General features: G+C 62.5%; 12 protein-coding genes. 9 read left to right on the top strand and 3 right to left on the bottom strand.

Annotation, left to right across the window (positions count from 1 at the left end; all coding sequences use genetic code 11):
- Nucleotides 1-3: 3 nt before the first annotated feature.
- On the bottom strand, nucleotides 4-2,004 hold the full coding sequence (gene tkt / locus EZI54_RS17875; protein WP_131483249.1) for a transketolase: 2,001 nt from the start codon (nucleotides 2,002-2,004) through the stop codon (nucleotides 4-6).
- A gap of 115 nt (nucleotides 2,005-2,119) precedes the next feature.
- Complete coding sequence (locus EZI54_RS17870; protein WP_131483248.1) at nucleotides 2,120-2,299, bottom strand: hypothetical protein; 180 nt, start codon at nucleotides 2,297-2,299, stop codon at nucleotides 2,120-2,122.
- A gap of 79 nt (nucleotides 2,300-2,378) precedes the next feature.
- Between EZI54_RS17870 and EZI54_RS17865 the strand changes: the two genes are divergently transcribed.
- The 7 genes from EZI54_RS17865 to EZI54_RS17835 all read left to right on the top strand — a co-directional run bounded on the left by EZI54_RS17865 (nucleotide 2,379) and on the right by EZI54_RS17835 (nucleotide 9,750).
- Nucleotides 2,379-3,383, top strand: coding sequence for an ArsR/SmtB family transcription factor (locus tag EZI54_RS17865; protein ID WP_131483247.1), 1,005 nt, complete (start codon nucleotides 2,379-2,381; stop codon nucleotides 3,381-3,383).
- Nucleotides 3,384-3,477: 94 nt separating this feature from the next.
- A complete protein-coding gene (gene metK, locus EZI54_RS17860) occupies nucleotides 3,478-4,668 on the top strand; it encodes a methionine adenosyltransferase (RefSeq protein WP_131483246.1) in 1,191 nt (396 codons plus the stop codon).
- 225 nt (nucleotides 4,669-4,893) lie between these two features.
- Nucleotides 4,894-6,288: an adenosylhomocysteinase gene (ahcY, locus tag EZI54_RS17855; protein WP_131483245.1), complete on the top strand. Its 1,395-nt coding sequence runs from the start codon at nucleotides 4,894-4,896 to the stop codon at nucleotides 6,286-6,288.
- Nucleotides 6,289-6,386: 98 nt separating this feature from the next.
- Nucleotides 6,387-7,256: a methylenetetrahydrofolate reductase [NAD(P)H] gene (gene metF / locus EZI54_RS17850; RefSeq protein WP_131483244.1), complete on the top strand. Its 870-nt coding sequence runs from the start codon at nucleotides 6,387-6,389 to the stop codon at nucleotides 7,254-7,256.
- A 232-nt stretch (nucleotides 7,257-7,488) separates the two neighbouring features.
- Entirely contained in the window at nucleotides 7,489-8,247 is a 759-nt protein-coding gene (locus EZI54_RS17845) for a transporter substrate-binding domain-containing protein (protein ID WP_131483243.1), read from the top strand.
- 72 nt (nucleotides 8,248-8,319) lie between these two features.
- Nucleotides 8,320-8,991 carry an amino acid ABC transporter permease gene (locus EZI54_RS17840; RefSeq protein WP_131483242.1) on the top strand — a complete coding sequence of 224 codons (672 nt, stop codon included), beginning with the start codon at nucleotides 8,320-8,322 and terminating at the stop codon, nucleotides 8,989-8,991.
- Between the two features lie 12 nt (nucleotides 8,992-9,003).
- On the top strand, nucleotides 9,004-9,750 hold the full coding sequence (locus EZI54_RS17835; protein ID WP_131483241.1) for an amino acid ABC transporter ATP-binding protein: 747 nt from the start codon (nucleotides 9,004-9,006) through the stop codon (nucleotides 9,748-9,750).
- A 425-nt stretch (nucleotides 9,751-10,175) separates the two neighbouring features.
- On the opposite strand, the gene EZI54_RS17830 is transcribed toward EZI54_RS17835, so the two are convergent.
- Nucleotides 10,176-10,664, bottom strand: coding sequence for a DUF2505 domain-containing protein (locus EZI54_RS17830; protein ID WP_131483240.1), 489 nt, complete (start codon nucleotides 10,662-10,664; stop codon nucleotides 10,176-10,178).
- Nucleotides 10,665-10,906: 242 nt separating this feature from the next.
- Between EZI54_RS17830 and EZI54_RS17825 the strand changes: the two genes are divergently transcribed.
- Nucleotides 10,907-12,256 (top strand): adenosylmethionine--8-amino-7-oxononanoate transaminase, encoded by a 1,350-nt coding sequence (locus tag EZI54_RS17825; RefSeq protein ID WP_131483239.1) that lies wholly within the window; start codon nucleotides 10,907-10,909, stop codon nucleotides 12,254-12,256.
- Between the two features lie 18 nt (nucleotides 12,257-12,274).
- The gene (locus EZI54_RS17820) at nucleotides 12,275-13,018 is read left to right on the top strand and encodes a 16S rRNA (uracil(1498)-N(3))-methyltransferase (protein ID WP_131483238.1); all 744 of its coding nucleotides are present in this window, start codon (nucleotides 12,275-12,277) and stop codon (nucleotides 13,016-13,018) included.
- Nucleotides 13,019-13,080 lie beyond the last annotated feature (62 nt).

Raw genomic sequence — 13,080 nt, 5'->3', positions numbered from 1 at the left:
GACTTAGTTATCCAGCAGGTCCTGGGCCACGGCGACCACGTTGTCGACCGTGAATCCGAAGAACTTGAACAGGTCACCGGCCGGTGCGGACTCGCCAAAGCTGCTCATGCCAACAATGCGACCGTCCAGGCCGACGTACTTGTACCAGTAGTCCTCAGCCGCCGCCTCGATGGCGATGCGGTTGGTGACATCCAGCGGCAGTACCTGCTGCTTGTACTTGGCATCCTGGGCTTCGAACACTTCGGCGGACGGCATGGACACGACGCGAACCTTCTGGCCCTGCTCACGCAGTTGCGCCGCGGCGTCCTGGGCCAGGCCAACTTCGGAGCCGGTGGCGATCAGGATCAGGTCCGGCGTGCCGTCACTGTCGGACAGGACGTAGGCGCCCTTGGCGATATCCGCCACCTGCGCCGCGGTACGATCCTGGTGCGGCAGCCCCTGGCGGGAGAAGACCAGCGAGGACGGACCGTCGTTACGCTCCAGCGCGGCTTTCCAGGCCACCGCGGATTCAACCGCATCGGCCGGACGCCAGACGTGCATGTTCGGAGTGACCCGCAGCGTCGCCAGTTGTTCGATCGGCTGGTGGGTCGGGCCGTCTTCGCCCAGACCGATGGAATCGTGGGTAAACACAAAGATGGAACGCTGCTTCATCAGCGCCGCCATGCGCACGGCATTGCGACAGTATTCCATGAAGATCAGGAAGGTCGCGCCGTAGGGTACGAAGCCGCCGTGCAGGGCGATGCCGTTCATGATGGCGGCCATGCCAAACTCGCGCACCCCGTAATAGAGGTAGTTGCCGCTGGCGTCTTCCTTATTGATGCCCTTGCTACCGTTCCAGATGGTCAGGTTGGAGCCGGCCAGGTCGGCGGAGCCGCCCAGCAGTTCCGGCAGCATCGGGCCGAACGCGTTCAGCGTATTCTGCGAGGCTTTACGGCTGGCCACGGTTTCGCCCTTGGCCTGCAGCTCATTGATGTAGGCGTCCGCCTTCTCGGAGAAGTCCGCCGGCAGATCACCTTTCACGCGGCGTTCGAATTCGGCGGCCAGCTCCGGGTGCGCGCTCTTGTAGGCGGCGAAGGTTTCGTTCCAGCTCTTCTGGGCTGCGGCGCCCTTTTCGCGAGCGTCCCAGGCGGCATAGATGTCGTCCGGGATCTCGAACGCCGGGTGGTTCCAGCCCAGGTTCTCGCGGGTGGCGACGATCTCGTCTTCACCCAGAGCGGCGCCGTGGCAGCTCTCGGTGCCCTGCTTGTTGGGTGCGCCAAAGCCGATGATGGTCTTGCAGCAGATCAGTGTCGGCTGATCGGTGTTGGCGCGGGCCTCCTCGATCGCGCGGCGGACTTCCTCGGCGTTGTGGCCGTCGACGTCCGGAATCACCTGCCAGCCGTAGGCGTCGAAGCGCTTGGGCGTGTCATCGGTGAACCAGCCGTCCACTTCGCCGTCGATGGAGATGCCGTTGTCGTCGTAGAACATGATCAGCTTGCCCAGGCCCAGGGTGCCGGCCAGGGAGCAGACTTCATGGGAGATGCCTTCCATCAGGCAGCCGTCGCCCAGGAAAGCGTAGGTGTAGTGATCGACGATGTTGTGGCCGTCACGGTTGAACTGGGCCGCCAGCGCCTTCTCGGCCACCGCAAAACCCACCGCGTTGGCGATGCCCTGCCCCAGCGGGCCGGTGGTGGTTTCAACGCCCGGGGTGTAACCGTACTCCGGGTGCCCCGGCGTCTTGCTGTGCAGTTGGCGGAAGTTCTTCAGGTCGTCGATGGAAAGATCGTAGCCGCTCAGGTGCAACAGGGAGTACTGCAGCATGGAGCCGTGGCCGTTGGACAGGACGAAGCGGTCCCGGTTGGCCCAGTGCGGGTCGGTCGGGTTATGGCTCAGGTAATCGTTCCAGAGCACTTCGGCAATATCTGCCATGCCCATGGGGGCACCGGGGTGGCCGGATTTGGCCTTCTGGACCGCATCCATGCTGAGTGCGCGGATGGCGTTGGCAAGATCTTTACGGGACGGCATTCAGTTATCTCCAGCGTGTGCGACGACTTTTTCATGGCGGGTTTCAGGGCGCCTTTTGCCCCCTCGAAACCCGGACCCGAAATCAGGAAGGCGCATATTTTCGCCGATTAGGCAGTCAATGGGCAAATACATCCCCGGGAAATTCGGGGGATGGGCCGCCGTCCGAGTAAAGCAGTTTGCCAAGGTTGACGCCGAAGTCCCGGAAAGCTTTGAAAATAGGTGTGATCGACAGCTGGAAACAAACCGGCGACACGACGTCGGGTGGCGGTGGGAAAGCGGCGGCAGGCTCGCGCATCAAACCCGCCTCACATCTATATCAAAATTTTTTGATATATTTATTGATCCCAACCTGAACAGCGCCTAAACTGCATCCCATGAACAGTATTGCCCCCTTTCCCGCCGACCAGCCTGCTGCGCTGGATGTCCTGGCGCCGGTCCTCAAGGCCAGCGGCGATCCGTTGCGCCTGGAGATCCTGCGGGTCCTGCAGCGGGATACGTTCGGGGTACTGGAACTCAGCCGGATTTTCGACATGCGCCAGTCGGGCATGAGCCACCACCTCAAGGTGCTGAGCCAGGCGGGCCTGCTGGAACCCCAGCGCGAAGGCAATGCCATCTTTTACCGGCGGCCGCTGCGGGCCAACGTCGAGTCGCTGGCCGATCGGGCGGTACACCAGGTGTTCGAACTGGTCGATCAGGTGGTGCTGCCTGCTCACCTGAGCGAGCGCATCCAGGAAATCCGCGATCAGCGGGCGGATCAGTCCCAGGCTTTCTTTGCCCGTCACGCCGAGCAGTTCCGGGAGCAGCAGGAGTTGATCGCGGCGTTCGAGCAGTACGCCGAGCCGGTGGCGGAGCTGATCGCCCAGAAAGCAGCCGGACAGCGCTGGCGGGCCAGCCTGGAGATCGGTCCCGGCGAGGGCGCCTTCCTGGCCGAGCTGGGCCGAATCAGCGAGCAGGTCGTGGCGGTGGATAACTCCCGCGACATGCTGTCCAAGGCCCGCATCAGCTGCGAGGACACCGGGCTGGACAACATCCGGCTGCTGGAAGGCACCGCCGACCGCCTGCGGGATGAGCACCGGGCCAGCTTTGATCTGGTGGTGGCCAACATGGTGCTCCACCACGTCCCGAGTCCGGCGGACATTTTCGTGGACGCGGCGGCGCTGATGCGCGATGGCGGTTATCTCGTCATCAGCGATCTGTGCAGCCACGACCAGAACTGGGCCAAGGCCAACTGTGGCGATCTCTGGCTGGGTTTCGAGCCCGAAGAGCTAAGCGCCTGGGCCCGTGATGCCGGTCTGGAGACCGGTGAAACCCTCTTTATCGGATTGAGAAACGGTTTCCAGATTCAGGTTCGTGAATTCCGGAAACCGGAAAGCCAGTGATGGCGTAACCTTCAACCACACGTTGTTTAAACCCTTTGTTTCATCAACATGTTGCGGCGCGATAAGCCGCCTGAACAAAAAGGAATTCGCAAGCATGTCTGACTACAGCATCTTCACGTCCGAGTCCGTGTCCGAAGGTCATCCGGACAAGCTGGCCGACCAGATTTCCGATGCGGTCCTGGACGCCATCCTGACCGAAGATCCCAACGCCCGTGTCGCGTGTGAAACCATGGTCAAGACCGGCGTGGCGATTGTCGGCGGCGAGATCACCACGTCCGCGTGGGTCGACCTCGAAGACCTGGTGCGCTCGGTGATCAAGGACATCGGCTACACCTCCTCCGACGTCGGCTTCGACGGCGACACCTGCGGCGTGATCAACATCATCGGCAAGCAGTCCGTCGACATCGCCCAGGGCGTCGACCGCCAGAAGCCGGAAGACCAGGGCGCCGGCGACCAGGGTCTGATGTTCGGCTACGCCAGCAACGAAACCGACGTGCTGATGCCAGCCCCGATCTGCTATGCCCACCGTCTGGTGGAACGCCAGGCGGAAGCCCGCAAGAACGGGCTGTTGCCGTGGCTGCGTCCGGATGCCAAGAGCCAGGTGACCTGCCGCTACGAAAACGGCCGTGTCAGCGGCATCGACGCGGTGGTCCTGTCCACCCAGCACGACCCCAGCGTCAGCCAGGCGGACCTGAAGGAAGCGGTCATGGAGTTGATCGTCAAACACGTGATCCCGGCTGAGCTGCTGACCAAGGACACCAAGTTCCACATCAACCCAACCGGCAAGTTCGTCATCGGCGGTCCGGTGGGCGACTGTGGCCTGACCGGCCGCAAGATCATCGTCGACACCTATGGCGGCATGGCCCGTCACGGTGGCGGCGCGTTCTCCGGCAAGGACCCGTCCAAGGTGGACCGTTCCGCGGCCTACGCCGGTCGCTACGTGGCCAAGAACATCGTCGCCGCCGGCCTGGCCGATCGCTGCGAGATCCAGGTTTCCTACGCCATCGGCGTGGCGGAGCCGACTTCCATCTCCATCAACACTTTCGGCACCGGCAAGATCGCCGAGGACAAGATCATCCCGTTGGTCCGCGAGCACTTCGACCTGCGTCCGTATGCCATTACCCGCATGCTGGACCTGCTGCACCCGATGTACCGCGCCACTGCAGCCTACGGCCACTTCGGCCGCGAGCCGTATGAAATGACCGTCGGCGGCAAGACCTTCACCGCCTTCCCGTGGGAGAAGACGGACAAGGCCGCCGCGCTGAAGGATGCTGCGGGCATCTGATTCCCGACGTTTTAGCCACACCCTGTTAAAGCCCCTCGCCCCTTGCGGGGTAGAGGCGGCATAAGCGGAGTGGGGGTTTGGGGAGAGGGGGAGCAGGCCACTCTGCCGTTCGAATCACCCCCTCTCCCCCGGCCCCTCTCCCTCCAGGGGAGAGGGGAGCAAATACTGAATCATCGCGTTGCGGCGATTGACGCGGCAACGTCACCAGAACCAGGAGCACAGACAATGAGCACACCGGCTGAACAACTGACTGGCAACCAGGACTACAAGGTCCGCGACATTTCCCTGGCCGACTGGGGCCGCAAGGAAATCATGATCGCCGAGAGCGAAATGCCCGCCCTGATGGCCCTGCGCAACAAGTACAAGGGCGAGCAGCCGCTGAAAGGCGCCAGGATCATGGGCTGCATCCACATGACCATCCAGACGGCTGTGCTGATCGAGACGCTGATTGAACTGGGTGCCGAGGTTCGCTGGTCCTCCTGCAACATCTTCTCCACCCAGGATCACGCGGCGGCAGCGATCGCGGCGCAGGGCATCCCGGTGTTTGCCTGGAAGGGCGAGACCGACGAGGAGTACGACTGGTGCCTCGAGCGCACCGTGGGCGCGGACGTGGACGGCTGGGAGCCGAACATGATCCTGGACGACGGCGGCGACCTGACCGCCCTGCTCCACGAGAAACACGCGGACGTCCTGGCCAACTGCCACGGCGTTACCGAGGAAACCACCACCGGCGTCCATCGCCTGCAGGAAATGCTGCGCGAAGGCACCCTGAAAGTGCCGGCGATCAACGTCAACGACGCCATCACCAAGTCCAAGAACGACAACAAGTACGGTTGTCGTCACAGCCTGAACGACGCCATCAAGCGAGCCACCGACCACCTGCTGGCCGGCAAGAAGGCGCTGGTCATCGGCTACGGCGATGTGGGCAAGGGCTCGGCGGCCTCCCTGCGCCAGGAAGGCATGATCGTGAAGGTCACCGAGGCCGATCCGATCTGTGCCATGCAGGCGTGCATGGACGGCTTTGAGCTGGTCTCCGCCTATATCGACGGCGTCAACACCGGCACCGAAGCCGCCATCAACCGCGACCTGCTGCAGAACACCGACCTGGTGGTCACCACCACCGGCAACGTGAACGTGTGCGACGCCAACATGCTGAAGAACCTCAAGGCCGGCGCCGTGGTCTGCAACATCGGCCACTTCGACAACGAGATCGACACCGCCTACATGCGCAAGCACTGGGAGTGGGAGGAGATCAAGCCGCAGGTGCACCTGATCCACCGGGACAAGTCCGCCGGCGACTACCTGATCCTGCTGTCCGAAGGCCGCCTGGTGAACCTGGGCAACGCCACCGGCCACCCGTCCCGGATCATGGACGGCTCCTTCGCCAACCAGGTCCTGGCGCAGATGCACCTGTTCGAGCGCCGTTTTGCGGACCTGCCGGAAGATGCCCGCGCCAAGGGCGTCTACGTCCAGGTCCTGCCCAAGCACCTCGACGAGGAAGTGGCCCGCGCCATGGTGGAAGGCTTCGGTGGCACCATCACCAGGCTGACCCCGGAGCAGGCCAGGTACATCGGTGTCGATGTGGAAGGTCCGTACAAGCCGGATTCCTACAAGTACTGATCCGGCCCCTCGGAACACGGGTGCACCGGCACCCGCCTGTTAAACCGTGAAGTACGGTGCGGCCGGTTGGCCGCGCCGACAATGAATAGAGCAAGCCCATGGAATCCCAGAAACAGTTCAATCGACGCTTCAGTTTCGAATTCTTCCCGCCCAAGACCGACCAGGGCAAGGAGAAACTCCAGGCTGTGCGCGACCAGTTGGCTGAAGTAAACCCCGATTTCTTCTCCGTGACTTTCGGTGCCGGCGGCTCCACCCGCGACCGCACCATCGACACGGTGCTCAGCCTGCACAACCAGGGCATTTCCACCGCCCCGCACCTGTCCTGCATCGGCGGCTCCCGCGAGAGCGTTGCCGAACTGCTGGACCTGTACATGGAAAACGGCATCAACCGCATCGTGGCCCTGCGCGGCGATCTCCCCTCCGGCATGGGGGCTGGCGGCGAGCTGCGCTACGCCAACGAACTGGTGAGTTTCATTCGCGAGCACTCCGGCGACGCCTTCAACATCGAAGTGGCCGCCTATCCGGAATTCCATCCCCAGGCGCGCAGTGCCGAAGACGATCTGAAGAACTTCGTCCGCAAGGTGAAAGCCGGCGCCAACAGCGCCATCACCCAGTATTTCTTCAACGTCGACAGCTACTTCTACTTCATCGACCGGCTGGAAAAGATGGGCGTTACGATTCCGGTCGTGCCGGGCATCATGCCGATCGTCAACTACACCAACCTGGCGCGTTTCTCGGAAATGTGCGGTGCGGAAATCCCCCGCTGGATCCGCAAGCAGTTGGAAGCCTACGGTGACGACAGCGAGAGCATTCGCCAGTTCGGCGAGGAAGTGGTCACCGGTATGTGCGAGAAACTGCTGGAGGCGGGCGCACCGGGCCTGCACTTCTACACGCTGAACCAGGCCACCGCCAGCGTGAATATCTGGAACAACCTGGGCTTGGCCCAGCGCGACAAGATCTCGTTCTGATCGTCGCGATTCCCCGCCCGACCGGCCTTCTCCAGTCGGGCAATTTCCCCGCCAGAACAGACGTCAATACGACTTCAGTCTCGGCCGTTAAAATTGACTTTCCGTGCCCTTTCCCGCCATGGTCTAAACTCATCTGATTGGGAGAAATCCCCGCCGGTTACGGGATTTGCGGTCCCACGACGTCGTTGCCAAAAGCAAGATCAGATATCAAAAAAAGAAACCAGGAGGAACTATGAGCGCCAAATGGCTGAAGACCGTGAGTGCGACCCTCGCCCTGACCCTGGGCACCACAATGGCCAGCGCAGAGACCCTGCGTGCCGTCACCGACCCGAGCTTCGTCCCGTTCGAGATGATGGACCAGGATTCCGGCAAGATGGTCGGCTTCGATATGGACATCCTCGCTGAAGTCGCCAAGCGGGCGGGCTTCGACTACAAACTCAACACCATGGATTTCAACGGCATTATCCCGGCCCTGCAGACCGGTAACGTGGATATTGCCCTGGCCGGTATCACCATAACGGACGAGCGGGAACAGATCGTCGATTTCTCCGACCCGTACTACGATTCCGGTCTGCGCCTGCTGGTCAAGAAGGGCGACGACTCCATCAAGACCGTCGACGACCTGGAAGGCAAGAAGGTCGGCACCAAGATCGGCAGTACCAGCTACGACTACCTGACCAAGAACATCGAGGACGATGACGGCGTCACCCCGTATCCGGGCAGTGCCGACATGTACATGGCCCTGATGTCCGGCAGCGTCGATGCGGTGTTCTACGATGCCCCGAACGTGGGCTACTTCGCCCGCACCAAGGGCAAGGGCCGCGTCACCACCGTGGGCCCGCTGTATGAAGGCCAGCAGTACGGTATCGCCCTGAAGAGCGGCAGCAAGTGGCTGGATAAGGTCAACGAGGCCCTGGCCAGCATGAAGGAAGACGGTACTTACAAGGATATCTACGAGAAGTGGTTCGGCCCGATGCCGGAGGACCAGTAATTCCAATGCAAACAGCGCAGGGTACCTCGCGGTGCCCTGCGTTTTTCTGTTTAGACACTGGAGAAACGTAACGTGGAATCCGGCTTTCAATTCGATTGGGGCGCCGCCTTTGGCTCAGTGCCCTATCTGCTGAAGGGTATTCCCTACACCCTGCTCATATCGTTCGGCGGCCTGCTGATCGGCTTCGCCATCGGGATCATCACGGGTCTGGCGAGCCTCAGCCGCAACCGCCTGCTGCGCTGGCCGGCAACGGCCTACATCGAGGTTTTCCGGGGCACCCCCATCCTCGTGCAGGTGCTGTTCATCTTCTACGGTCTGCCCGACATCGTGGGCGGCCCGATCAACGCGCTGACCGCCGGTATCGCAGCCATCGCCCTCAACTCAGGCGCCTACATCTCCGAAGTGGTCCGCGGTGGCGTGCAGTCCATCGACAAGGGCCAGACGGAAGCCGGCGTCTCACTGGGGCTGTCCCGGTCGCAGACGTTCTGGTCCGTGATCTGGCCGCAGGCCCTGCGTCGCATGATCCCGCCGCTGGGCAACCAGGCCATCGTCAGCATCAAGGACACTTCCCTGTTCTCCGTCATCGGCGTGGGCGAACTGGTCCGCCAGGGCCAGATCTACATCGCGACCACCTTCACCGCCTTCGAGGTGTATTTCATGGTGGCCCTGCTGTACCTCGCCATCACCCTGACCCTGTCGTCCCTGCTGCGCTTTGTGGAGCGCCGCGGACTGGCATCGACCTGACGGAGGCTGACCATGGAAAAGATCGTGCGCATGCAGCGCCTGAACAAGTATTTCGGCGATCACCATGTTCTCAAGGACATTGACCTGGAGGTCCAGTCCGGTGAAGTGGTGGTGATCATCGGCGCCAGTGGCTCCGGCAAGTCGACGCTGATCCGCTGCGTGAACGGCCTTGAGGGGTATGAGTCGGGCGAACTGGTCGTCGACCAGCAGAAGCTCGCTCCCAAGGGCGGCAACCAGAAGGCCCTGGCCGCCATCCGCAAGGAAGTCGGCATGGTGTTCCAGCAGTTCAACCTGTTTCCGCACCTGACGGTGAAGGAGAACATCATGCTGGCGCCGATGAAGGTCAAGGACACGGACAAATCGGCGGCGGCCGGCGTGGCCATGAAGCTGCTGGACCGGGTCGGCATTGCCAACCAGGCGGAAAAGTACCCGGCCCAGTTGTCCGGCGGCCAGCAGCAGCGTGTGGCGATCGCCCGTGCCCTGGCCATGGAACCGCGCCTGATGCTGTTCGACGAGCCCACCTCGGCCCTGGACCCGGAGATGATCGGCGAAGTGCTGGATGTCATGCGGGAACTGGCCAAGGAAGGGATGACCATGATGGTCGTCACCCACGAGATGGGTTTCGCCCGGGAAGTGGCGGATCGCGTCATCTATATCCACGGCGGCCAGATCGTCGAGGAAGGCAAACCGGACGCGGTCTTCGACAACCCGCAGAACGAACGGACGCAGTCGTTCCTGTCACGGGTGTTGAAGCACTGACGGCAGCTTGCCAAAACGACGCGACGCAAAAAGGGAGCCATTCGGCTCCCTTTTTTGTTTCAGCACGAGATGTCATGGCAGCCTGGGGTGACCAACAATGTAGCCGACGCTTCAGCTTCGGAGCAGGCCGGAGGCCTGCCAGGTTCCGTTAACGCCAAGGTCTCTCAAAGCCAGTGGATATCCTTGCCGAAGGAGGGACAGGGACGTCCCGGTTGTAATAGCCGGCCAGGGAGGGCCGCCTATTGCAACGAAGGCTAGGGTATCCACTGGCTTCAGGCTTGAGTCGGCATGCCTGCGAACAGCCCAGAAAACACGCTCTGTTCTGACATTATGGGCTTCGATCTGAACTTGTCGGATAGTTCCGGGGCCCTGGCGGGCCCTCCGAAGCTGAAGCGTCGGCTACATGCCCTTGCCAACCGGGAAACTCAGAGCATACCCCGCGTGGCGTCGTATTCCTGCTCGATCTTGATGCGCGTATCCTCCACCAGGAACTGGGCGATTTTCTTGCCCAGCAGCGGGATTTCACAGCGTACATCCAACGACACGTGGTTGGTGCAGGCCTCGCCCTCCCCCTTGAGCTGCATGTTGCCCTTGATCTTGGCGGGCACGCCTTCGATCCGCACCCGGAACTCGCAGTGCCACTCTTCGGAGTCCTTGCGGAACCAGTGTTCTTCCTGGCGAACGGCGTTCCACTCCCGATGAAAACCGGCCAGTGCCCCGGGGACCTTGACCGAGGTGGTCATTTCCCGCTCCACCACGATCTTGCCGGCCGTATCGTCACACTTGAGTTCGCGAACCTGTACGTTACGGTGGCCCAGGCGCTCGTTCTTTTCCTGGATATGCTGCTCGTCAAAGAAGGCACCCAGCACGGTATCGAGACTCGCATCGTACGGGTGCACCACGTCAAACTTCATGCTGTGTCTCCTGTCTCATCGCTGAAACCATCTTCCACTACCGCAACGACTCCGCCATTGGCCGCGGGTACCCGGGCCCGGGGCAGATTGGCCAGCGTTCCACCCTATGGATAATCCCCCCGAACTGGCACCTACCCCCTGGGCACCAGTATCATTGCGGATCCGAATTTTTCGTTGCCGGGACACGACAAAAGGGCGAAGCTCAAGAACCCCCTCATCCCGGGCCGTCAGAGGAGAGAACCATGCGCAACGCCGATATCGTCAAGCGGGACCTGAAAGCCGTCTGGCACCCCTGCACCCAGATGAAAGACCACGAAAGCCTGCCGCTGATTCCCATCAAGCGGGGCGAAGGCGTCTGGCTGGAGGACTTCGAAGAGAACCGTTACATCGATGCGGTCAGTTCCTGGTGGGTCAACCTGTTCGGCCACGCCAACCCGCGGATCAACGCTGCCATCCGCGAGCAGACCGAGCAACTGGAGCACGTCATCCTCGCCGGCTTCAGTCACGAGCCGGTGGTCAATCTCTCCGAACGCCTGATCGACATCACCCCGGACGGCCTGAACAAATGCTTCTATGCAGACAACGGTTCGTCTGCCATCGAAGCCGCGCTGAAAATGAGTTATCACTACTGGCGCAACAAGGGCAAACCCGGCAAGAAGAACTTCGTCAACCTGGGCAACAGCTACCACGGCGAAACCCTCGGCGCCCTTGCCCTGGGTGACGTGTCCCTCTACAAGGACACCTACGAGCCGCTGCTGATGAAAGTCATCACCGCACCGTCACCGGATGCGTTCAACCGCGAGGAAGGCGAAAGCTGGGAAGACTACGCCCTGCGCCAGTTCGAGGCGATGGACCGGATCCTGGCCGAACGCCACGACGAGATCTGCGCGGTGGTCGTCGAGCCGCTGATCCAGTGCGCCGGCAACATGCGCATGCACCACGCGATCTACCACACCAAGCTGCGGGAAGCCTGCGACAAGTACGGCGTGCACCTGATTGCCGACGAAATCGCCGTGGGCTTCGGCCGCACGGGGACCCTGTTCGCCTGTGAGCAGGCGGGCATTTCCCCGGACTTCATGTGCCTGTCCAAGGGACTGACCGCCGGCTACCTGCCGTTGTCCGTGGTGCTGACCACCGATGACGTCTACGACGCCTTCTACGACGACTACGAGACCATGCGGGCGTTCCTGCACTCGCACAGCTACACCGGCAACCCGATCGGTTGCGCGGTTGCCCTGGCCACGCTGGACATCTTCCGCGACGACAACGTGATCGAGAACAACCAACGCCTGGCCCGCTGCATGGCGGATTCCGTCGCGCACCTGGCCGATCACCCGCACGTGGGCGACATCCGCCAGCACGGCATGACCCTGGCCATCGAGATGGTGAAGGACAAGGCCAGCAAAGAGCTCTTCCCCTGGCAGGAACGCCGCGGCATCCGCGTCTACCGTCATTCGCTGACCCGCCAGGCGCTGCTGCGTCCGCTGGGCAACGTGGTCTACTTCATGCCGCCGTATGTGATCACCGAAGAGCAGATCCGCCATCTGGCACAGGTGGCCACCGAAGGCATCGAAATCGCGACCCAGGACTGAGCAAGCAGAGGTTCCCTAATGCGCATCCCCCGCATCTACTCGCCGGTGACCCTGGTCGCCGGCCAGGAAATCGAGCTCGATGCCCACGCGGCCAACCACGTGGGCCGCGTGCTGCGCATGCAGCCGGAACAGGCCATCGAACTGTTCAACGGCGACGGCTACGACTATCCGGCCACGCTGACGGAGGTCGGCAAGAAAGCGGTGTGGGCGCGTGTGGGCGAACCGGTGGCCAACGCCGCCGAGTCGCCGTTGCGGGTGCACCTGGGGCAGGTGTTGTCCCGCGGGGATCGCATGGATTACGCCATCCAGAAAAGCGTGGAGATGGGTGTGGCCCGCATCACGCCGCTGGTCAGCGATCGTTGCGAGGTCAAGCTGAAGGGCGACCGCGAGGACAAGCGCCTGCGGCACTGGCAGCAGGTGGCGATCAGCGCCGCGGAACAGTGCGGGCGGGCCGTGGTGCCGGTGATCGAACCGGTGTCCACGCTGGCGGACTGGTTTGCAGCCACCGGCGAGGACGATCTTCGCCTGGTCCTGCACCACCGCACCGAGCAGTCGCTGACCGGCCTGGCGACGCCGACGCGCCTGGCCTTGCTGGTCGGCCCCGAGGGCGGCCTGAACGAAGAGGAAATCGGCGCCGCCGAACAGGTGGGATTTATTGCCGCCGCCCTGGGCCCCCGGGTCCTGCGGACCGAAACCGCGCCGGTCGCGGCGCTGGCCATCTGCCACTGGCTGTGGGGCGACGGCCAGCAGCACCATAGCTGAGGTTTCCCTACAGATTGCGCCCGACCATGCGGCGCGGCGCAAAACCCACTAGAATGCGGCGT

The sequence above is a fragment of the Marinobacter halodurans genome, from assembly GCF_004327985.1.
GTDB lineage: Bacteria > Pseudomonadota > Gammaproteobacteria > Pseudomonadales > Oleiphilaceae > Marinobacter_A > Marinobacter_A halodurans.
The sequence above is the reverse complement of the archived record's forward strand: the minus strand, read 5'-3'. Positions and strand labels throughout refer to the sequence as shown.

Bases quoted from the DNA above. Each gene is read 5' to 3' on its own strand.
- EZI54_RS17830 (WP_131483240.1), bottom strand. From the start codon at position 10,664: ATGAAGTTTGACGTGGTGCACCCGTACGATGCGAGTCTCGATACCGTG.
- tkt (WP_131483249.1), bottom strand. From the start codon at position 2,004: ATGCCGTCCCGTAAAGATCTTGCCAACGCCATCCGCGCACTCAGCATG.
- EZI54_RS17870 (WP_131483248.1), bottom strand. From the start codon at position 2,299: ATGCGCGAGCCTGCCGCCGCTTTCCCACCGCCACCCGACGTCGTGTCG.
- EZI54_RS17835 (WP_131483241.1), top strand. From the start codon at position 9,004: ATGGAAAAGATCGTGCGCATGCAGCGCCTGAACAAGTATTTCGGCGAT.
- EZI54_RS17865 (WP_131483247.1), top strand. From the start codon at position 2,379: ATGAACAGTATTGCCCCCTTTCCCGCCGACCAGCCTGCTGCGCTGGAT.
- EZI54_RS17820 (WP_131483238.1), top strand. From the start codon at position 12,275: ATGCGCATCCCCCGCATCTACTCGCCGGTGACCCTGGTCGCCGGCCAG.
- ahcY (WP_131483245.1), top strand. From the start codon at position 4,894: ATGAGCACACCGGCTGAACAACTGACTGGCAACCAGGACTACAAGGTC.
- metK (WP_131483246.1), top strand. From the start codon at position 3,478: ATGTCTGACTACAGCATCTTCACGTCCGAGTCCGTGTCCGAAGGTCAT.
- metF (WP_131483244.1), top strand. From the start codon at position 6,387: ATGGAATCCCAGAAACAGTTCAATCGACGCTTCAGTTTCGAATTCTTC.
- EZI54_RS17825 (WP_131483239.1), top strand. From the start codon at position 10,907: ATGCGCAACGCCGATATCGTCAAGCGGGACCTGAAAGCCGTCTGGCAC.
- EZI54_RS17845 (WP_131483243.1), top strand. From the start codon at position 7,489: ATGAGCGCCAAATGGCTGAAGACCGTGAGTGCGACCCTCGCCCTGACC.